The 19,102-nt window shown below is 60.9% G+C and carries 20 protein-coding genes and 1 pseudogene; 6 read left to right on the forward strand and 15 right to left on the reverse strand.

All coding sequences use genetic code 11. The annotated features are described in order from the left end of the window. Positions 1–7: 7 nt before the first annotated feature. From kynU to AC2YI2_RS21350, 7 genes are all read right to left on the reverse strand, one after another. Positions 8–1,255 (reverse strand): kynureninase, encoded by a 1,248-nt coding sequence (gene kynU / locus AC2YI2_RS21320; protein ID WP_487388500.1) that lies wholly within the window; start codon positions 1,253–1,255, stop codon positions 8–10. 47 nt (positions 1,256–1,302) lie between these two features. Further along, positions 1,303–1,977 carry an amino acid ABC transporter permease gene (locus tag AC2YI2_RS21325; RefSeq protein ID WP_487388501.1) on the reverse strand — a complete coding sequence of 225 codons (675 nt, stop codon included), beginning with the start codon at positions 1,975–1,977 and terminating at the stop codon, positions 1,303–1,305. 194 nt (positions 1,978–2,171) lie between these two features. Then, positions 2,172–2,969, reverse strand: coding sequence for an ABC transporter substrate-binding protein (locus AC2YI2_RS21330; protein WP_487388502.1), 798 nt, complete (start codon positions 2,967–2,969; stop codon positions 2,172–2,174). A gap of 80 nt (positions 2,970–3,049) precedes the next feature. Further along, positions 3,050–4,219 (reverse strand): pyridoxal phosphate-dependent aminotransferase, encoded by a 1,170-nt coding sequence (locus tag AC2YI2_RS21335; protein ID WP_487388503.1) that lies wholly within the window; start codon positions 4,217–4,219, stop codon positions 3,050–3,052. A gap of 39 nt (positions 4,220–4,258) precedes the next feature. After that, positions 4,259–5,566, reverse strand: coding sequence for a cysteine desulfurase-like protein (locus tag AC2YI2_RS21340; RefSeq protein ID WP_487388504.1), 1,308 nt, complete (start codon positions 5,564–5,566; stop codon positions 4,259–4,261). A 108-nt stretch (positions 5,567–5,674) separates the two neighbouring features. Next, on the reverse strand, positions 5,675–6,346 hold the full coding sequence (locus tag AC2YI2_RS21345) for a GntR family transcriptional regulator (protein ID WP_487388655.1): 672 nt from the start codon (positions 6,344–6,346) through the stop codon (positions 5,675–5,677). A gap of 56 nt (positions 6,347–6,402) precedes the next feature. Beyond that, entirely contained in the window at positions 6,403–7,488 is a 1,086-nt protein-coding gene (locus AC2YI2_RS21350; RefSeq protein ID WP_487388505.1) for an LLM class flavin-dependent oxidoreductase, read from the reverse strand. 134 nt (positions 7,489–7,622) lie between these two features. Between AC2YI2_RS21350 and AC2YI2_RS21355 the strand changes: the two genes are divergently transcribed. From AC2YI2_RS21355 to AC2YI2_RS21380, 6 genes are all read left to right on the forward strand, one after another. Further along, positions 7,623–8,387: an HpcH/HpaI aldolase family protein gene (locus AC2YI2_RS21355; protein ID WP_487388506.1), complete on the forward strand. Its 765-nt coding sequence runs from the start codon at positions 7,623–7,625 to the stop codon at positions 8,385–8,387. Between the two features lie 266 nt (positions 8,388–8,653). After that, positions 8,654–8,986, forward strand: a complete 333-nt coding sequence (locus tag AC2YI2_RS21360) for a YciI family protein (RefSeq protein ID WP_487388507.1) — start codon at positions 8,654–8,656, stop codon at positions 8,984–8,986. A gap of 355 nt (positions 8,987–9,341) precedes the next feature. Beyond that, entirely contained in the window at positions 9,342–9,593 is a 252-nt protein-coding gene (locus tag AC2YI2_RS21365; RefSeq protein ID WP_487388508.1) for a hypothetical protein, read from the forward strand. Between the two features lie 271 nt (positions 9,594–9,864). Beyond that, entirely contained in the window at positions 9,865–10,074 is a 210-nt protein-coding gene (locus AC2YI2_RS21370) for a cold-shock protein (protein ID WP_487388509.1), read from the forward strand. 137 nt (positions 10,075–10,211) lie between these two features. Continuing rightward, positions 10,212–10,436 (forward strand): hypothetical protein, encoded by a 225-nt coding sequence (locus AC2YI2_RS21375; protein WP_487388656.1) that lies wholly within the window; start codon positions 10,212–10,214, stop codon positions 10,434–10,436. Positions 10,437–10,541: 105 nt separating this feature from the next. Further along, positions 10,542–11,573: a fatty acid desaturase gene (locus AC2YI2_RS21380; protein ID WP_487388510.1), complete on the forward strand. Its 1,032-nt coding sequence runs from the start codon at positions 10,542–10,544 to the stop codon at positions 11,571–11,573. A 4-nt stretch (positions 11,574–11,577) separates the two neighbouring features. On the opposite strand, the gene AC2YI2_RS21385 is transcribed toward AC2YI2_RS21380, so the two are convergent. From AC2YI2_RS21385 to AC2YI2_RS21420, 8 genes and pseudogenes are all read right to left on the reverse strand, one after another. Continuing rightward, positions 11,578–11,949 (reverse strand): DUF4112 domain-containing protein, encoded by a 372-nt coding sequence (locus AC2YI2_RS21385; protein ID WP_487388657.1) that lies wholly within the window; start codon positions 11,947–11,949, stop codon positions 11,578–11,580. 122 nt (positions 11,950–12,071) lie between these two features. Further along, positions 12,072–12,743 carry a TetR/AcrR family transcriptional regulator gene (locus AC2YI2_RS21390; protein ID WP_487388511.1) on the reverse strand — a complete coding sequence of 224 codons (672 nt, stop codon included), beginning with the start codon at positions 12,741–12,743 and terminating at the stop codon, positions 12,072–12,074. Between the two features lie 101 nt (positions 12,744–12,844). Then, the gene (locus tag AC2YI2_RS21395) at positions 12,845–14,272 is read right to left on the reverse strand and encodes an amidase (protein ID WP_487388512.1); all 1,428 of its coding nucleotides are present in this window, start codon (positions 14,270–14,272) and stop codon (positions 12,845–12,847) included. A 110-nt stretch (positions 14,273–14,382) separates the two neighbouring features. Further along, on the reverse strand, positions 14,383–15,417 hold the full coding sequence (locus AC2YI2_RS21400) for an extracellular solute-binding protein (protein ID WP_487388513.1): 1,035 nt from the start codon (positions 15,415–15,417) through the stop codon (positions 14,383–14,385). A 39-nt stretch (positions 15,418–15,456) separates the two neighbouring features. After that, entirely contained in the window at positions 15,457–16,299 is an 843-nt protein-coding gene (locus tag AC2YI2_RS21405; protein WP_487388514.1) for an ABC transporter permease, read from the reverse strand. Beyond that, on the reverse strand, positions 16,292–17,212 hold the full coding sequence (locus AC2YI2_RS21410) for an ABC transporter permease (protein WP_487388515.1): 921 nt from the start codon (positions 17,210–17,212) through the stop codon (positions 16,292–16,294). The genes AC2YI2_RS21405 and AC2YI2_RS21410 overlap by 8 nt, the downstream gene beginning before the upstream one ends. Positions 17,213–17,215: 3 nt before the next feature. Next, positions 17,216–18,307 carry an ABC transporter ATP-binding protein gene (locus AC2YI2_RS21415; RefSeq protein WP_487388516.1) on the reverse strand — a complete coding sequence of 364 codons (1,092 nt, stop codon included), beginning with the start codon at positions 18,305–18,307 and terminating at the stop codon, positions 17,216–17,218. Positions 18,308–18,749: 442 nt separating this feature from the next. Next, a pseudogene (locus tag AC2YI2_RS21420) lies at positions 18,750–19,083 on the reverse strand (helix-turn-helix domain-containing protein); the annotation flags it as partial. Between the last annotated feature and the right edge of the window lie 19 nt (positions 19,084–19,102).

Raw genomic sequence — 19,102 nt, forward strand, 5'->3', positions numbered from 1 at the left:
GAGCCCGTCAGGTGACGGCTGCCCGCACCGAAAATCGCTGCTCCCGCCAAGCGCCGCTGCGCAGAACGTCCTCCAGAATCTCGACCGCCCGCCAGACATCGCCAAAGCTCGTGTAGAGCGGCGTGAAGCCGAAGCGGATGGTGGCCGGCGCGCGGAAGTCACCGATCACACCGCGTTCGATCAAGGCCTGCATGATGGGATAGGCATTGTCGTGCTCAAATGATACCTGGCTGCCGCGGCGGCTGGCGTCGCGCGGGCTTTCCAATGTGAGGCCATGGCCAGCACATCGCGACTCGACCAGTTGGATGAAGAGATCGGTCAGCGCGATGCTCTTGGCGCGGAGCGCCTGCATATCCACATCGGCCCAGATGTCGAGAGCGCCCTTGAGCGCGCGCAGCGACAGGATTGGCTGCGTTCCGCATTGAAAGCGGCGGATGCCGCTGCTGGCATCGAAACCCTGCTCGAAAGCAAAGGGCCGTGCATGGCCCCACCAGCCGCTGAGCGGCTGGCGCGCCTCGGCAAGATGCCTGCTGGCGACATAGATGAAGGCAGGAGCGCCGGGGCCGCCATTGAGATATTTGTAGCTGCAGCCGACAGCGAAGTCGGCGTTGGATCCGTCGAGATCCACTGTCAGCGCGCCGGCCGTGTGGCAAAGATCCCAGACGATGAGCGCACCGGCCTCGTGCGCCTTCCGGGTCAATGCCGCCATGTCGCGGAGTTCGCCGGATTTGTAATTGGCGTGGTTGACGAGGATCACGGCGACTTTTTCGTCGATCAGATCTTCGATCGCGGGCGCATCGACGCCTTCGAGGCGCAATGTCGTTCCCGACCGTGTCGAGGCAACGCCCTCGGCCATATAGAGGTCGGTGGGGAAGCTGTTACCTTCAGCCACAATGACAGAGCGATCCGGGCGCAGGCCCAGCGCCGCGTGCAGCGCCTTGTAGATATTGATCGACGTTGTGTCCGCCACCACGGTCTGGCCGGGAGCGGCGCCGATCAGCCGGCCGATGCGGTCGCCCAGCTCGAGCGGCATTTCGAACCAGCCATCCTTGTTCCAGGCACGGATGAGGTCCTGGCCCCATTCCTCCCGAGCGGCCTTTTCGAGCTCGCCGAAGACGGCCTTGGAGGCGGCACCGAGCGAATTGCCATCGAGATAGATCACGCCCTCGGGCAGCACGAAACGATCGCGCATGCTACGGAGGGGATCGCTGGCATCCATCGCCTCGATGGCGGCGAGATCGGGAATGGCTGTCATGCAGGCTATCCTTGATGGTCTTGGAGATCTCGGCTTCCTGAGAACGATTATCGAGAGCCTTCGGCCTTGTAGCGCTTCTCCAGCACGCTCACCAACCGCACCATCGGCCAGAGGAAGACGACATAGACCAGCGCTGCGCCGATCAGCGGCGAAGGATTGGCATAGAGCGCCTGGGCATTGCTCGCTTCCTTCAGGAGTTCCGGCAGCGCCACGGTCGAGGCCAGCGACGTATCCTTGAACATTGACACGCAATTGCTCGTCGTCGGCGGGATCACGATGCGGATCGCCTGCGGAAGGATCACTTTGCGCAGGGTCAGAAGGAAGGGAAGGCCGAGCGCCGCCGCCGCCTCGAACTGACCGCGAGGCACGCCTTCGATGCCCGACCGGAAGACTTCCGCCGAATAGGCTGCCATGACGACGGAGAAGGCGAGCACGGCAGACGCCCAGGAAGAAAGCCGGATGCCGACAAATGGCAGCGCGTAATAGATCAGAATGAGCATCACGAGCATCGGCATGGCGCGCATGATGTCGATATAACCGATCATCAGGAGGCGTACCGGCCTGGGCGCATAGAGTCTGATGATGCCGATCACCATGCCTGCGGGCACGCCGATGGCGATGCTCATAATGCCGAGCAGCAGCGTGTTCCAAAAGCCACGCAGCAGAGCCGGCAGGCTGGACCAAAGCACTTCATGATTGAAGAATGTCTCGATCAAGGACATGGCCGCACCTCGGTAAGGCTGGAGAACTCACCGAGCTAAGCAGCAGATGAGCGGAAAGGGAAATGGAGCATTCGACGGATGCGCGTTCGTTCACTGAAATCTGCGTCCAGACTGCTGCCATCGGGGATCCCCGCCCCTCGCTGCCATGCAGGAGGGGCGGAGAGCCGCAATCTAACGACGATGCGAAGCCAGGATCAGGGCGTCGGGATCGGCAGTTCGGTGACAGTCGACGAGCCGGCCGGCGCGTCGGTGCCGAACCACTTCTTGTGGATTGCGGCGAGCGTGCCGTCCTTCTTCATTGCGCCGATGGCGTCCGAGAGCGCCTGCAGCTTCGCATGGTCCTTGGTCATCATCAGGCCGTACTGTTCGCCGGTCTTGATGCGTTCCTTGACCTTAAGGCCCTTCATCTTGGTGAAGAGGAACTCCATGCCCGGGATGTCGCTGACCACGCCATCGACGCGGCCGGCATTGAGGTCAAGCATGACGTCCTGCTGGGTGTTGTAGCCCTTCACTTCAGCGAAGCCATATTCGGCGGTATGTTCCTGGGCCCATTTCTCGCCGGTCGAACCCGAGAGAACGCCGATGATCTTGCCCTTGAGGTCCTTGAGACCGGCAATCGGGCTGTCTTCCTTGATCGCCACGCCCATATCGGAGTCGTAATAGGGCTGGGTGAAGGACTGTGAGCCCAAGCGCTCCTTGGTGATGGTAATGGACGAGATCGCGACATCGATACGGCCCGAGGTCGTGGCCGAGAACAGCGCCTGGAAGTCGTAGTCGGCGATCGAGGTGGTCATGCCGGCGCGCTTGGCGGCTTCGTTGACGATATCGACTTCGAAGCCCTCGAAACCGCCGTCTGCGGTCTTGTATTCGAAGGGCGGGTTGTTGGGATAGGAACCAACATTCAGTACATCGGCGGCGAGTGCGCCGAAAGCGGCTGAGGACAGGCCGAGTGCGGCTGTCATGGCGAGAAGGTGGCGACGGGTCAGGCTCATTCTTGTCTCCCTCTGGTTTTAGCCCGGCGGGTTAATCTGTCGCCGGGTATTGCCGATCCGCGGACATGCGGAGCGTCATTTCAAAGCGCGTCGACCATGCGGTCGAGCGCGGTAGAAATCTGCGCGATGTCACGGAAGACGCACATGCGCAGGAACGCGCCCGATGATGCGCCGAACAGATGACCGGGCGCCAGCCCGACACGCGACTTCTCCAAGATCATGGTGCAGGCGTCGCGCGCATCCGGCTGGCCCTCGAGCGCGAAGAAGGCATACATTCCACCACGCGGCTTTTCGGGAAGAATGACGCCTGGTATCTCCGAGAGCCGCTCATAGGTGAGATCCAGCCCGGCCTTGATGCGGCCGACAATCTCGGCGACCAGCGGCTCGCCATCGCGAAGCGCCACTGCGCCACCTGCCTGCACGAAGCCAGGCGTGCCGCTATTGGCATATTGCGTCATCGCCGCAAGCTGGTCCGCCACGCCGGAGGGGTGCGTCAGCCAGCCGAGCCGCCAGCCGGTCATCGCCCAAGCCTTGGAGAAGCTGTTGACCGCCAGCACACGGTCGCCGTCTTCGGCGAGTTGGAGAATCGACGGCGCCGCCACGCCGTCGAAGTACAGCCGGTTATAGACCTCATCCGAAATGATCCAGATACCGGTCCGGCGGCTGAAATCGAGAAGGGCCTGCATCTCCTCCCGGCTCGCGGTCCAGCCCGTCGGGTTGGAGGGCGTCGACAGGAAGATCGCGCGGGTGCGCGCATCGCAGGCGGCAAAGAGCTTGTCGAGGTCAAGGCGCCAGTCGGTGTCGAAGCCAAGCGGCACCGGGCGCGGCTCGCCGCCGACCAGGTGGATGGCGTTGTGGATATTCGGCCATTGCGGCGCGACATAGACAACATTGGTGCCGACATCGACAAGCAGGGTCAGCGCCAGATAGAGCGCCTGCATGCCCCCCGGCGCGATCGTCGAGCGCTCCACCGGAATCGGCCGGCCATGGATGCGGCTCTGATAGGCGGAGAGTTCCTCGATCAGCGGGCCGTAGCCGCGCATATTGGGAATGTAGAAGGTCTGGCCCTCGTCGAGCGCCGCCTTGGCCGCGTCGCGGATGAAGGGCGGTGTGACGACATCGCCCTCGCCGAACCAGAGCGGGATGACATCGCCGAGTGCTTTCGCCCGCGCGGCGAGGACGGCGATATTCTCCGTGCGCAGGTCGCGGATCTGAGCGCGAATGCCATCGAAGGCGTAGCGCTTTCTCATGGCCTCATTGGAAATGTCTGATGGCAACAGCGACATCGGTCAGGCGCTCCTGGCCAATTTGGGCGAACCCTTCGCCGCCGCGATGATATCGCCGAGAACGGCGTCGAAACGGGCGACCTCCTCGACCTTATTGTAATGGACCAGCGACACACGAAGGGCGCCGGTTTCCATGGCGAGGCCCAGCCGCTTCATCAGGCGCGGTGCGAACATGTGGCCGTCGCGGACGCCGATCCGCGCCTTGCCCATTTCGGCGGCGATGTGCTGCGGCGTCACACCGGGAATGTTGAAGCAGATGGTCGGCACGCGGCCGGCGAGCTTGGCCTCATCGGAAATGCCGTAGATCTCGGCGCCATGCCGTTTGAGCACGCGGATCATCTCGCGCGACAGGATCAGTTCGTAGTCGCGGATCGCGGCCATCGCGGCTGCAAGCGCCTCGCGGCGGCTCTGCCCGCTGCCCGGCAGGAACCGCCGGCCAATATCCTCGAGATAGTGAACGGCCGCATTCATGCCGGCCACATTCTCGTAGGTGAATGTACCGACCTCGATCTTGTAGGGCGGGACATCGGGTATGAAATCTTCCTTGAAAGTGGGAAGCTTGACCAGCGCGTCGTAGCGACCCCAGAGGAAGCCCATATGCGGCGAGAAATTCTTGTAGCCAGAGCAGACGAGATAGTCGCAATCCCATGCCTGCACGTCGATGAGGCCATGCGGGCCGAAATGGACGGAATCGAGGAAGACTTCTGCGCCGACGGCATGTGCGAGCTTGCCGACCGTCTTGACATCGACGATGGTGCCGATCGAATGGGCCGTGACCGTGACCGCCACCAGTCGCGTACGCGCGTTGAGCAGCGGCTCGAGATCGGCGGTGTGCAGCGTGCCGTCTTCGCGCATCCGCCACCAGACGATCTTGGCGCCATCCGCTTCCAGCGCCATCCATGTCGCGATATTGGCGTCATGGTCCATGTCGGTGACCACGATCTCATTGCGCTCGCCGAGCAGCTTGGCGATGCCGAGGCTAACCAACCGTATGAAAGACGTGGCGTTGAGGCCGAAGGAGATTTCTTCCGGCCGATAGGCGTTGACGAGGAGAGCGACGCTTTCGCGCGCGGCTTCGAGATTGCGGTCGACGCCCTGGCTGTGTTCGTATTTCGCCATGCGCTGAACGTTATTGTCGATCAGGTGGTTGGCGACGGCATCAACGACCGACTGCGGCACCTGCGATCCGCCGGCATTCTCGAGGAAGATGAAGCCGTTGGCCTTGCGTAGCGCCGGAAACAGCGCGCGGAGTTCGTCGACCGGAAATTCGTTGCCGCCCGCATTCGTCCGATCAGTGCCTTGAACCGACATATCCGCTCCCTCTGTCTCGCCAGTCCGTCTCGGCGCACCGGTCATTTGGCCCTTCGCGGGGCAGGTTTGATTATTTGATCACAAGATATTTTAAAGTTCAACTATATTTCAGCACAAAACCTGCAACAGTTTTTGCGTCGCCTCGATATCGGCAGCCATTAAGGCACCTGCCCTCTTGCCATCGCCCGCTTGAAAAGCCTCGATCATCTCGTGATGATAGGTCGAATAGGGGTGGATGATCCCCTGATCGAGCTGCCGCGCGACCAGGTCCGAGAGTAGCCGCATATAGGGACCGAAACGCAGCCAGAGCGTCGCGATCAGTTGCGGCAAGGCCTCTGAGCCGGAGAGATCATAGATCGCGAAGTGGAGTTCGTGGTTCTTGCGCAGCATATCATAGACCTTGCCGGCGCGGCCCAGTTCTTCATGCTCGACCGCCAACTGCCTGCAGCGCTCGATATCATCAGCGCGCATCCGCGGTGTCGCCAGCTCGGTGGCGAGCCCCTCGAGCGTCTTGCGCACGCGGCAGAGGTCATCGAGCCGCGCACGCGAGACAGCCGGTACCCGCGCCGACCCGTTGCGGGCGATCTCAAGCCCGTTCTCGGCTGCCAGCCGTCTGAGCGCTTCGCGCACCGGCATATGGCTGGTGCCGAACTCGGTCGCGAGCGACGCGATGGTCGTCACCTGCGATGGCTCGAACATACCCCACATCAGCGCATGGCGCAGCTGCTCATAGACCCCATCTTGTACGGTCGTGCGCGAAGAGACTTTTGTCAGACCCATGTCGGTCAATATGATGGTTCTCCCGGGTTTGTTATGGCATCCATCCTACTATCGGGTCACTGGCGCAGCCCGGCTTTGCGCAGCAACGGCAGTACCCGGTCGCAGAAGAATGGCAGTTCCTGCGTATAGTTTACGAAGGACAACGCGATCCCAGCGTAGCCCTTGGCTGATATGGCGGCCATATCCTCGACGATCTTTTCCGGCGTACCGACAAGCGGATAGCTGCCTGCACCACCCGCAAAGCGCTTGCGGTAGCGCTCGTAAGCCGTTGCGTCGTGCGACTGCGAAAATTCCTTCTTGCCGGCCATGTGGATATCGACGGCGGCATGGTCGGCCAGTTCGAGGGCATAGCGCTCATAATAATCGTCCGCCTCGGCCTGCGTCTCGCGGCAAACCACATGGCATACCGTGTAAACGCCGACGTCGCGGCCGGCTTTTTCAGCGCGCGCACGAATATCCTCGACATGGCTTCCGGCTGCGTCGATCTCGGTGAAAGTGGTGAATAGGTAGTCGCAATGGGCCGCGGCGAAATCGCGGCCTGGCCCGCCGAAGGCCGCGTTCATCGTCACCGGCCTTGGGCCTTGCAGGCTCGCCGGTCGGCTGACGACACCCTTCAGTTTGTAGTAGCTGCCCTCGAAATCGAAGGGATCATCCGACGCATAGGCCTTCTCGATGACCTCGATCCATTCGGCGGCCTGGTCGTAGCCCTTCTCGACCAGCGGCGTGCCGAACATCGCAAACTCTTTCGGATTCCAGCCGCAGACAATGTTGAGCCCGGCGCGACCGCCGCTGACATGGTCGACCGTCGCCAACGCCTTGGCCGCATAGAGCGGGTGGACGAGCGGCACATGCACGGTCATGAAGAGGCCGATCTGACGGGTCGAGGCGGCCAGTGCGGCTGCCCAGGTAAAGGTCTCGAACGACCATTCACGCACATGGTTCTTGCCGCCGAACCCGGCCCAGCGGGCAATCGGCAGGAAGAACTCCAGCCCGGCACGATCGGCAATCTGCGCGGCGGTGAGATTGTCGTCCCAGCCCGCTTTCCAGCGCTCGGGAACATCGGTGATGGCCAGGCCGCCATCCGCATTGGCCGAGAAGACGCCAAGTTTGAGCCGGTTGGCCCCTTTGAGCGGATGTGTCATCGTGCCTCCCGCGTCAGACGCGCTCACGGCATTTTGCCGCATTTGATCATTTGAGCACGATATTGGTATTGCACCGGCAGAATATTTCAAGCTTAAATTTATTGGGTCGGCACAGGTTGTCAGTGGAGAAAAGCATGCAGAATTTCCAGGAGCGATGCACGGGCGGTGAGGTCACCATCGGCACGTTCGCCGCCATTCCGCATCCCGTTGCGATCGAGGTCACTGCGTCCGCCGGCGTCGATTTCATCTGCATCGACTGGGAGCATGCGCAGATCAGCCGCGAACGCATCGAGGATCTGGTGCGGGCCGCCGACGTGCATGGTGTGCCGGCGATGGTCCGGGTGCCTGGGCATGCGGCGGAGTCGATTGCGGCTGCGCTCGATGCCGGCGCTGCGGGCGTCCTGGTGCCACGCGTTTCCACCGCCGAGCAGGCCCGAGCAGCGGTCCAGGCGACGCGCTATCCGCCCGTCGGCGCGCGCGGCGTCGGCCCCGGGCGGGCCGCGGCTTACGGCTATCGCATTCCGGACTACCTGGCGGCGGCGAACAAGAGCCTGTTGCTGGCAATCCAGGTCGAAACGGCCGAAGGGCTCGCCAATATCGACGCGATCGCAGCCGTGGGCGGCGTGGACGTGATCTTCATCGGCCCCGGAGATCTCTCGGTGTCGATCGATGCCATGGGTCCGGCCGGCGCCAAAAAACTGAATGCCGCCATCGAGACGATCGCAAAGGCCGCGACCCGCGCAGGCCGGACCGTCGGCATCTTCAGGCCGTCGCCCGACGACATCGGCACCTGGGCGCAATCCGGCATCCGCTTCTTCATCCTCGCCAGCGACACAATGTTCCTCGGTGCCAGCGTCGCCGCTGCCATGGAGGCGGCGAAAACGAAAGCGGCAGGTTGATCCATGGCGTGCGGCTGTGTTGAAGCGTATCTTGGTCTACTGACGGAATTCCGTCCTGCTCACTGCGCAATGTTGCTCAGCCATTGAAAAGCTGTCGATCTTCAATCGAAGACCGGTTGCGTAACAGGACCAGTTATGCGACAACCCTAAACCAGTTGCAATTCGCAATTGGATGGAATGGGAACCCAGCAAACCATGCTGCGCTTCGGCCAGTCCTGGAGGTGCAGGTCACCACGCCCAACTCAAAAAGACGGGAATTAATCCAGATGCCCAGATATGTAACGATAGGATACGGAGACCAGGCGGGCTACGACCGGACGGCTCGCGCCGTCCGTGACGACGCACACGCACATGATGAGACGCTGAAAAACCAAGGCGTCCTGATGGGCATCGCTGGCTCACCGGTCCAAGTGCGCAACCATGATGGCAGCCACGTCGAGACGACAGAGGGAGCCTTTCTGCAGTCGACTTTGCCGATTGCCGGCTTTGCGATCATCGAGGCCAATAGTCTCGCGGAAGTAATCGAGATGGTTGCCAAGACGCCCTGCGCTGTCGCGCATGGGGTGGTTGAAGTCTGGCCCTTGGAGCAGCCGAAATAGCAAGCTTGTTGCCCTCGCCCCAGTTGGCGCTTCCCGTCATATCGGATCTGTCGCGGAAACCGTTCTCGCGAACGGTCGCTATGTCATCGCAGTCTTTCGCGACGCAGGTTGGATAGAGAGCACCAATTCTCGAAGTCGATCTTCATCGAGGCGGACGGCGAGATCTTGCCTTTACGTCTCGGGCGGTCACCGGCTCGGACCATTGGTTCCGCGGCGGGAACTTTCGTCCGTGCCAGGTGTTGCTTATCGGTTCCGCGCGCAGACACTAGCGGCAATCCAGGATTCTCGCGCGAGGATAAGACGGCGTCAGAGCCGCAACGTTCGACCAAGCCGCAACTTTGAAAGGACAGCTTCGATGACGGTCACATATCAAGTTGGAGAGCATGACGGCGGGTTCGGATATCATGTGGGAGATGTCTGGTCGGAAACATTTCCGGACCACGACAGCGCTGTCCGCGCCGCAAAGTCGGCGGCTCAGCGACAGCAGCTCGGCGGCGAAAATGTCGGCATTTCCTATCAGCTCTCCGATGGTCGGTGGCAGTCCGAAGAGGCCAGCGGCGGCGACCGCCCCGACACGGAAGTGGTCGATGACCAGGTCAAGATTTGAGCGCTATGTTCCGCCCCGGCATGAGTGTCGTTTGCCGGGGATGCCTTGTGCAAAACGCCGATCGTATTGGAAGGAGGCAGCAATCGCAAAACTAAAAGTTGACATTCCCTCCCAGGCGCCCTATTTAAAGTTTATCGATATTTGCTTGCTGAGCTTTGGTTACCGCGCGACTAGCACCGTGCCTTGAACGAACCTTCCTTTCAAAAATCGCTATCACCATCCGCAGCGCATCCGCGTTGAGGTTTCTCAGTTGCTATTGAAAGGGTTCATCATGACCACTGGCACAGTAAAATGGTTCAATTCCACAAAGGGCTTCGGCTTCATTCAGCCTGACGATGGCGGCGCTGACGCGTTCGTCCACATCTCGGCCGTCGAACGCGCCGGAATGCGCGAAATCGTCGAAGGCCAGAAGATCGGCTACGACATGGAGCGCGACAACAAGTCGGGCAAGATGTCCGCCTGCAACCTTCAGGCTGCTTAAATCCGGTATCTGCTCTCCCTTGACCACGGATGTACTGGCACTGTGAGAGCAAGATACCAACCGAGGTCAGGCTAAATGCCTGGCCTTTTTTATTGCCGCTCGCCTATCCGAGCAGCAACCGAAAGAACGAGACAATCATGACTCAAAGCTATAATAAATCGCGCCAGCAGGCGGAAATCGCCTTTGGCAATGTTCAGTCGCAATTCTTCGGTCGTGGAAACGCCGTGGAAGAGCAGGATCTATCCATTCAGGCCCGAGAGGATAAGACGGCGCGGTTGCGTGAGGCCCGCCTCGCAAAGGGAATGCTCGATCGCAGCAATGCCGTCGCCGCGCTTACCGCCAAGCGCGCGAAATTCGCCTGATCGCGGCGAGCGAGCCTAGTACGGCACCACCTGAACGGAAGGATGCCGGGCAAGCTGACTACGTCCGCGACGCGTTGCGTGTCGCCACAATAGAGAAGACGATTGATGATCTCTGCGTCCGGTCCATATGATGCGAGCCGAATTGACGAAAAGTCATGGCTCAAAGTCCTCGCAAGATATCGGCAACCTCATACCGGACGAAGTGTCTTCGAGCTCGCCGTAACGGCCATCCCGTTCGCTCTGTTGTGGGGGCTGGCCATGGTGTCGGTGTGGTACGAAATCTGGTGGGGCCTGATCCTGACGCTCCCCGCTGCCGGATTTCTGCTGCGGCTTTTCATGATCCAGCATGACTGCGGTCATGGTTCATTCTTCGGCCGCCGCTGGCTCGACGACTGGACCGGCCGGACAATCGGCGTGCTGACGCTGACCCCCTATGACTATTGGCGCCGGGCCCATGCTGAACATCACGCTTCGGCCGGGAATCTCGACGAGCGCGGCATAGGCGATATCACCACGCTCACCATCGAAGAATACCGGGCCCTTTCGCGTTGGAGCCGGCTGGGCTATCGGCTCTATCGGCACCCGCTCGTCATGTTCGGCATCGGACCGGCATGGCTTTTCCTGATCAAGCAGCGATTGCCCTTCGGCATGTTTCGATCGGGATATGTGCCGTGGGTATCGACCATGGCCACCAATGTGGCCGTCGCCCTTCTCGTCGGCGCAATAATCTGGGTGACTGGTCTCCTGCCGTTTCTGACGGTCCACCTGCCGATCACCTTGATGGCGGCCGCGGCCGGCGTCTGGCTGTTTTACGTCCAGCACCAGTTCGAGGACACACACTGGTCGAAGAAGCCTGAATGGCAATTCCAGACAGCAGCTCTTCACGGCGCGTCCCATTACGACCTCCCCTTCCCGCTCAGATGGATCACAGGAAATATCGGCGTTCATCACGTCCATCACCTGTCGAGCCGGGTGCCGTTCTACCGACTGCCCGAGGTCTTGCGCGATCACCCTGAACTGGGCGACATCGGCCGCATCACGCTATGGCAGAGCCTTCATTGTGTCAGGCTGACATTGTGGGACGAGAGAAGTGGGCGCCTTGTCTCCTTCAGGGAAGCGGCCCAACAGCCTTCCTGAAGGCTCAGTTCCGTTCGCTCTGGAAATGCTCGAGCACAAGTTGGGCATTCCGGCGATTCGCCTTGAAATAGACGTCGAACACATCGCCAAATAGAGGGACGCTACCCAGCACGGTGTCGAGGCCGATATCAAGAATCATCCTCGCCATCACCGCTCTGGGTACGCCCAGGCGCCGGGCTTCATTGACGATCGCCAGACCGATTGCAGCCCCAACCAGATCGCCGCCTCCCGGTATGAGCCCGAGGATCGCGTCTGCCCCGAATCGAATATTGGTTCCTGGAATCACAAGGGCAGTGTCCATCACCCGGGCAATCGTCTGCAGCCGACGAAGCCTTCGCTGATGATCCTGTAGGTCATCTGACTCAACTCTGGACATGATATCTTCCCTGCCGCTTGCATGCTTCATGGAGAACGCCGGGATCCCGCACCCGTTCCCGGCCGCGGAGAAGGGACGCGTTCGGCCGAAGAACGTTCGCCCCGCTCCCGAAACCGCGAGCCTCAGGCCATTGCGAGATCGAAATGCCGGGGAAAGGCCTGGTGCAACAGTCTCAGCACGGTCTTGCGGAACACATCGGAATCGGCAGCCGGTGGATTGACGTGATCCCAGAACCAGGCGCCGTGGACCAGGTAGTTCAGACCCTCGGAGAGCGTGGCGGGGTCGACCCTGTCGTAACCGCCGTCGCGGGCGATTTCGGCGATCAGGTCGCGCGATTCCGCGTTGTAGCCAAGATCACCCGGCAGGCCGATTTCGTGGTAAAGTTGCATGCTGTTGCGGTCGCTGGCGAACACGACGAACACTGAGACCCATTTCGGGTGCAGCCGCGAAAAGCGCTGCGCGCAGTCAACCGCACCCATCAGACGTTGGACGGGCGTCATGCCGGGGGCACGCACCAGCGTCGCCCATAGCTGGTCATACTGCTCGCTGAGATACTGCAGGACCGCCCTGAACAGGTTCTCCTTGCTTTGAAAGTGGAAGACCACCAGAGCCGTGGACGCCTCGGCCTGCTTGGCGATGCGCTGCATCGTCAGGCCCGCGAGGCCCTCGTCGGCGATCAGCTCGATGGTGGCGTCGATGATGCGCTGCACGCTCGCCTCGCCGCGCTCCCTTCGGCGATCCTTGGGGCGGTCTCTGGGAACCGGATTGGCTCGTGAAAGTTTCGCCTCTGCCATTGGGATTCTGCACTTCTCTGGTCACTGCTGCGCCGATCGCTCACTCACCACAGTTGCCGTCGTCGATCAAGCGCCGGCGCCCGTGAGGACCGTCCTGCCGATCAGATCGACGGGCGCGTTGAGGCACTGCGGTACCATTGGCCCTGAGCCGTTTCATAGGCGATGGCGGCGCGGAACACGTCGGCATCACAGTAGGTACGCCCGACGATCTGGATGCCGGTCGGCACGCCGTTGCTTGCATGGCCTGATGGCATGGACAGGACCGGGCAACGGCTCAGCATGTTGAACGGCGTGGTCATCACCCAGCCGAGCGAAGGATCGACGATCTTTCCATTGATCTCCACCATGTCGATGGTGTGGTCGAACTCCGCCGGCACCGAGGCGAGCGCATTGGTCGGGCAGATCAGCACATCGTATTTTTCCAGCAGCGGTCCAAGCGTCTGGTACATCCGGGCGGCAGTGTCGAGCGTGCCGACGAAGTCGGTGGCCTTCGATTTCTGGCCGTCCACGGCGAACTGGCGCGCGTAGCTCGTCATCTCGTCGCCGTGCTCAGCCAGCAGCGGCGCCAGCGATGCACCGAACAGATGTTCGAGATAGGCCATGCCTGACTTCAGCACCCCGCCGTTCCAGCCGAGATCGACTTCTTCCACGGTGGCACCGAGCGAACGGAACACGTCGCAGGCATGAAGTGTGTTGCGCCGTACGTCCTCGTGCACCTCGAACTCGCCGAGATCCATCGAGAAGGCGATCTTCCACCCGCTGATCGGCTTGTAATCGAGCGGCAGACGCATTTTTGGGCGCAGCGTGGCAATGTCCATCGGGCTCGGGCCAGCCATGACGTTCTGCAGCAGGATCGCATCTGTGACGTTTCGCGCCAAGGGCCCGGTATGGCAATAGAAATCGAGGTTGAACGGCGGTTCGTCGGGATTGCGGCCATAGGGCGGCTTGAACCCCACCAGGCCGCAGGCCGATGCCGGAATGCGGATCGAACCCGCGATGTCGGAGCCGGTCGCAATTGTCGAGGTGCCCGCCGCCAGCGTTGCCGCTGTGCCGCCGGACGAACCGCCCGGCGTGAAATCGGGATTCCACGGATTGCGGGTGACGCCCCAGCGCTTCGACCAGGTGTAGCCGGCGCAGCTGAATTCGGGCGTTGCCGTTCGGGCATGCACGATGCCGCCCGCCTTCATGATGCGCTCGTTGACCGGTGACGTGTGGTCGCTGATCCCGTCGTTGGTCAGCAGCGAGCCGTGCGACGTCGGCTTGCCCTTGATGTAGCTCTCGTCCTTGATGCCGATGGGCAGGCCCTCGAGCGAGCCCGTCTTTGCGCCCTTTGCATATTTTGCCTCTGCCTTGCGGGCCAGATCCATCGCCTCGTCGAAATAGGTGTAGGTCAGGCAGTTGATCGTCGGCTCCGTGGCCTCGGCACGCGAAATCGTGGCCTGCATCAGTTCGACGGGCGAGAGCTTCTTCGCTTTGAACAGGCGGAGCGCTTCGTTCGCCGGCATGTAGCAAAGGTCGAGATCGGTCATGGATAGTCTCCTGCGACCGAACCGGTCGCGCTTGAAATTCGAACATTGTGTGTCGGAGGTCGCGGCGTCAGAGCGACCCCGGCCGGTATGCCGGGGCGCTCCGGGTCCAGCTATTTCTGGAGATCGACCCAGATCTTCGTGTAGAGGTTCCGGATGTCCTCGGGGCAGGTCGGCAGGAACTTGCCCTTGTCGAACAGCTCTGCGGGGATGTTGATCTCCGGCGCGTCCTTCATGTCGGCAGGCATGAACGCCTCCGACCCCTTGATACCGTTGGCATAGCGCGCGAAGGCCGAGATCAACGCGGCGTTCTCCGGCGCCATGATGAAGTTCTGGAAAAGCTTGGCATTCTCGACATTCTTGGCATCCTTGAGGACCGCGACATTGTCCATCCAGATCGGGAAGCCTTCCTTCGGGTAGCCATAGACGATCTTGTCGTTCTGCAGCCGCTGGCGGAAGGAGATGCCGTTCCAGTTGACGCCCGCCGCGATATCGCCGCGGCCGAGGCCGTCGACGGCGCCATAGTCGAGGGAAAGCCATTTCGGCTTGGCCTCTGCCAACTTGTCGCGTGCCTTCTTGAGAACCGTCTTGTCGCCGGTGCAGTATTCGCCGCCGACATAGTGGATCGCGAGATAGAGGATATCGCCCATTTCAGGCACGACATTGATCTTGCCCACTAGCTCCTGCGGAGGGTCGAGGAAGATGGCCGATGTGTTTGGATCGCCGGCATAGACCGACGTATTGACAGATATTCCAGTCGTACCCCATTGCCAGGGAACGGTGAATTTGCGGCCGGGATCGAAGTCGACATCCGCCCATTTCGGGTCGACATGCTTGAAATTATCCATCTGGTCGGGGCGAGATTCCAAGAGCAATCCTTCGCTGATCCAGATCGGCACCACGCTGGCCGACGGCACGACGATGTCGAAGCCGTGTCCGCCTTGGCGGATCTTGGCGAGCGCGGTGTCATTGGAATCGAAGTCGGTGATGGTCACCTTGACCTTGTAGGTTTCCTCGAACTTCTTGATCAGTTCGGGGCTGGTGTAATTTCCCCATGTGTAGATGTTGAGTTCGCCATCGGCGAGCGCCGCGCCCCCCGAACCAAGCATCGCCAGGACGGCCATGGCCACGGTCGTTCTCCAGTTCATCGTCATTCTCCCCTTTTGTTGGGCGCGCGGTCGACGACCTCAGGCCCGTTTCTTGCTGGCAAAGAAAAATACTGTGACGATCGCGACCGAGAGCAGCAGGAACACAGTCGAAATCGCATTGATCTCCGGCGTCACGCCGCGCCGGATCTGGCCGAGCATGTAGGTGGGCAGCGTTTCCTGACCGCCGGACTTGACGAATTCGGTGATCACCACATCGTCGAGGGAGACGACGAAGGCGAGCATCAGACCTGCAATAACGCCCGGCCAGAGCAGCGGAAGTGTCACCCTCCGGAAGCATTTCCATGGCGTGGCATAGAGGTCGGCGGCCGCCATTTCGAGCGACAGGTCCATATTCTCGAGACGCGCCCGGATCGGCAGATAGGCGAAGGGGATGCAGAACGCCGTATGCGCCGCGATGAGATAACCGAGCCCCGAATAGCCGGTCGCGAGCTTGATTCGCGAAAAGAAGATCAGCAGCGCGACGGCAAGCACGATCTCCGGCACGATCAGCGGCTGGTTGATGAAGGCATATTTGAACTGCAGCGCGCGGTATGGCTTGGTGCGAGTGGTCGCAAGTGCTGCCATGGTCGCGGCCACTGTCGCCAGAACGGCGGACGTCGCTGCGATCTGGAAGGAGCGGATCGCCGCCTCGGCGACTTGCTGATTGTTCCAGGCCGTCTCAAACCAGCGCGTTGAGAATCCCAGCCAGACAGCGGTTGAATTGTTGTCATTGAAAGCGAAGACAACCAGGGTGGCGATCGGTACATAGAGGGCGAAGAAGCAAAGCGCCGCCACGAAGGTAAAGCCGCCTTGCTGCCTGATATCGAACCCACGTGCCCCCCGGCCGATTGATCTTGAATATGTCGAAATAGCCTTAGCCATGTCCGGCACCCGATCGGCTCGCGTTGCGCACGAAGACCATCATCGCGATCATGACGATCGCCATCAGCGTGATAGAGAGCGAAGCACCGAGCGGCCAGTTGCGACCTTGGCCGAACTGCAGTTCGATCAGGTTGCCGATCATCAGGTTCGAGCCACCGCCCATGACCCGCGGCGTCACATAGGCGCCGAGCGAGGGGATGAAGACGAGGATCGAGCCGGCGACGATGCCAGGCTTTACCATGGGGATGATGACCCGCCACAGCACCTGAAACCGCGTGGCGTAGAGGTCATAGGCCGCCTCGACCAAGCGGAAATCGATCTTCTCCATGCTGGCGTAAAGCGGCAGCACCATCAGCGGCAGGAAGACATAGATCATGCCCAGCAGCACGGCGAAGTCCGTGTACATCATCTGGATCGGCTGGTCGGTGATCCCGGTCATCGAAAGCAGCGAATTGATCACGCCGCCATTGCGGATCACCTCCTGGATCGCGAAGGTACGGATCAGCACATTGGTCCAGAACGGGATCGTGATGAGGAACAGCCAGAAATCCCGGCTGCGCTCCGATCGCGTGGTGATGAAATAGGCGGTCGGAAATCCGAAGACCAATGTCAGGACGGTGGTGGCGACCGAGAGCTTGATCGAGCGCCAGAAGATTGTGAGATGCGCGTCGGCGAAAGACAATGTGTCATCGAACATGTCGCGTTCGAGAAGCACGCCGACCCATGCGTCGGGCGAAAACTGCCATTTCACATCGCCATAGGATCCAGGGACGAGGAATGAATAGACCACCACGATCAGAAGCGGGCCGGCCGCCGCAAACAGGATGATGAGAAGGGCGGGCGCCGAAAGCAGCCAGCGTGAGCGAATATCCCGGCGTTCATGTCTTTCGATGACCTCGCTGGCGGTTCCCATCATTCAATCCTTGAGAACCTGGGCGGCATCATCGCCGATCTGAATGCCGACGGGCTCGCCGCTGTCGAATCCGCATCCGCCGTTGCGCGTGTTCTGTTGGCGCACGGTGAACAGTTCGCCGTCGCCGAGCCGGACGTTGATATGCGTATCGGTGCCGAAATAGACGATGGTATCGACAGTGCCTGCGATGTCCCCCGTACCTTTGACGAGCCTGGCATGCTCGGGGCGGACAACCAAGGTGGCTTTGCCATTGGGCATGTAGTCCTCAGCCACGGTGGCACAGATCTTGGCGCCCGAGTTCAGCGTCACGCTGGCCTTGCCGCCATCGATGCTGTCGATCCTTGCTGTGAGGAAATTGGTTTCGCCAATGAAGTCCGCGACGAAGCGATCGGCCGGCCGGTCATAGATCGCCCTTGGCGATCCGACCTGGAGGATCTTGCCTGACGACATCACGGCGATCCGATCGGACATGGTCAGCGCTTCTTCCTGGTCATGGGTGACGAAGATGAAGGTGATGCCGGTCTCGTGCTGCAGTCGCTTGAGTTCGATCTGCATTTCCTTGCGCAGCTTGTAGTCGAGCGCCGAAAGTGGCTCGTCCAGCAGCAGCACTTTCGGCTGCGGTGCCAGTGCACGGGCCAACGCCACACGCTGCTGCTGGCCGCCGGAGATCTGGCTGGTGCGCCTGTTCCGGAGGCCCTCCATATGCACGAGCTTCAGCATTGCATCGACGCGCGCTGCGATCTCAGCCTTGGATCTACCGAGCATTTCAAGGCCGAAGGCAATGTTCTCGGCCACGCTCATGTGTGGAAACAGGGCGTAGCTCTGGAACACGGTATTGACCGGCCGCTTGAAGGGCGGAAGCGGCGCGATGTCCTGGCCGTAAAGCAGGATCTTGCCATCTGTCGGATATTCGAAGCCGGCGATCAGCCGGAGCAGCGTGGTCTTTCCGCAGCCAGACGGGCCGAGCAAGGTGAAGAACTCATTCTCGCGGATCTTGACGGAGACATCGTCGAGCGCTGTGACCGGCTCCAGTCCCGCCGATCGAAAAATCCTGGTGACGCCCTTCGCCTCGATGGCGGACTCGATGGCTGTCAAAACGCTCCCCTTGCGCTCGTTCCTGGCCATTCGCCTGCAGTATGTCGGCTGGCCAACTCTCTTGCTGGGTTTGGGATATATTTTACTAATTAGTTAGTCAATAAAAATCTTGAGAACGACCATGCTTCTTGAAATGGCAAACCTTTGCGACGCATGTCTCAACGAGAACCTGTTCTCCCAGCAAGATCGAGATTAACGAGCACGTCGTCAGTGGTGATGAGGGGGAGACCGGAAATGGGGCTATTTAGTTGTCGCGTCGGCAGTCTGCCATGCCGTCAGCGGCCATCATGCCCGAGCTTGCGCAACTGGGCTCTCCGCTGAGTGGAAACCCAGCTTTTCGGATATCTCTCCGGCAGCATTCAACAGACTATCGAGATAGGCCACTCGATGTCGGAGACGGTCTTCTCTGGGCGCAACCAGGCAAAGCGTGGCGATACAGGCGCATCTGGGCAGTTTCCCGGGTCTCCTCGCCAAGCCGGACCAGCATGCGGTTGCATTCCCCGCATAAAATCGAACTGCTGGGCATAGGCCGTGCCAAGGAAGTAGAGGCGCCGGACGAGGAAGACCCGCCCGTCGCCGTCCTGATATTCCAGCATTCCATGGCTAAGCAGCAGATCAACCAGCTCATAGACGGACGAACGCGGCGCACCGGTCTCCGAGGAGATCTCGTTCGGGCGCATCGGCTGGCGATTGACCCGCAGGAATTCCAGGATCTCGAAAGCCCGATCCAACCCTCTTGTGCGTCGCGATATTGTGTCTGTTGACGCCTCGGCGATGCCGTTTCCGGGCTATTCC

This window comes from Rhizobium sp. SRI_017 (assembly GCF_057586295.1).

Excerpts from the sequence above, each read along its gene's own strand:
- kynU (WP_487388500.1), bottom strand. The coding sequence starts at position 1,255 with ATGACAGCCATTCCCGATCTCGCCGCCATCGAGGCGATGGATGCCAGC.
- AC2YI2_RS21325 (WP_487388501.1), bottom strand. The coding sequence starts at position 1,977 with ATGTCCTTGATCGAGACATTCTTCAATCATGAAGTGCTTTGGTCCAGC.
- AC2YI2_RS21330 (WP_487388502.1), bottom strand. The coding sequence starts at position 2,969 with ATGAGCCTGACCCGTCGCCACCTTCTCGCCATGACAGCCGCACTCGGC.
- AC2YI2_RS21335 (WP_487388503.1), bottom strand. The coding sequence starts at position 4,219 with ATGAGAAAGCGCTACGCCTTCGATGGCATTCGCGCTCAGATCCGCGAC.
- AC2YI2_RS21340 (WP_487388504.1), bottom strand. The coding sequence starts at position 5,566 with ATGTCGGTTCAAGGCACTGATCGGACGAATGCGGGCGGCAACGAATTT.
- AC2YI2_RS21345 (WP_487388655.1), bottom strand. The coding sequence starts at position 6,346 with ATGGGTCTGACAAAAGTCTCTTCGCGCACGACCGTACAAGATGGGGTC.
- AC2YI2_RS21350 (WP_487388505.1), bottom strand. The coding sequence starts at position 7,488 with ATGACACATCCGCTCAAAGGGGCCAACCGGCTCAAACTTGGCGTCTTC.
- AC2YI2_RS21355 (WP_487388506.1), top strand. The coding sequence starts at position 7,623 with ATGCAGAATTTCCAGGAGCGATGCACGGGCGGTGAGGTCACCATCGGC.
- AC2YI2_RS21360 (WP_487388507.1), top strand. The coding sequence starts at position 8,654 with ATGCCCAGATATGTAACGATAGGATACGGAGACCAGGCGGGCTACGAC.
- AC2YI2_RS21365 (WP_487388508.1), top strand. The coding sequence starts at position 9,342 with ATGACGGTCACATATCAAGTTGGAGAGCATGACGGCGGGTTCGGATAT.
- AC2YI2_RS21370 (WP_487388509.1), top strand. The coding sequence starts at position 9,865 with ATGACCACTGGCACAGTAAAATGGTTCAATTCCACAAAGGGCTTCGGC.
- AC2YI2_RS21375 (WP_487388656.1), top strand. The coding sequence starts at position 10,212 with ATGACTCAAAGCTATAATAAATCGCGCCAGCAGGCGGAAATCGCCTTT.
- AC2YI2_RS21380 (WP_487388510.1), top strand. The coding sequence starts at position 10,542 with ATGATCTCTGCGTCCGGTCCATATGATGCGAGCCGAATTGACGAAAAG.
- AC2YI2_RS21385 (WP_487388657.1), bottom strand. The coding sequence starts at position 11,949 with ATGTCCAGAGTTGAGTCAGATGACCTACAGGATCATCAGCGAAGGCTT.
- AC2YI2_RS21390 (WP_487388511.1), bottom strand. The coding sequence starts at position 12,743 with ATGGCAGAGGCGAAACTTTCACGAGCCAATCCGGTTCCCAGAGACCGC.
- AC2YI2_RS21395 (WP_487388512.1), bottom strand. The coding sequence starts at position 14,272 with ATGACCGATCTCGACCTTTGCTACATGCCGGCGAACGAAGCGCTCCGC.
- AC2YI2_RS21400 (WP_487388513.1), bottom strand. The coding sequence starts at position 15,417 with ATGAACTGGAGAACGACCGTGGCCATGGCCGTCCTGGCGATGCTTGGT.
- AC2YI2_RS21405 (WP_487388514.1), bottom strand. The coding sequence starts at position 16,299 with ATGGCTAAGGCTATTTCGACATATTCAAGATCAATCGGCCGGGGGGCA.
- AC2YI2_RS21410 (WP_487388515.1), bottom strand. The coding sequence starts at position 17,212 with ATGGGAACCGCCAGCGAGGTCATCGAAAGACATGAACGCCGGGATATT.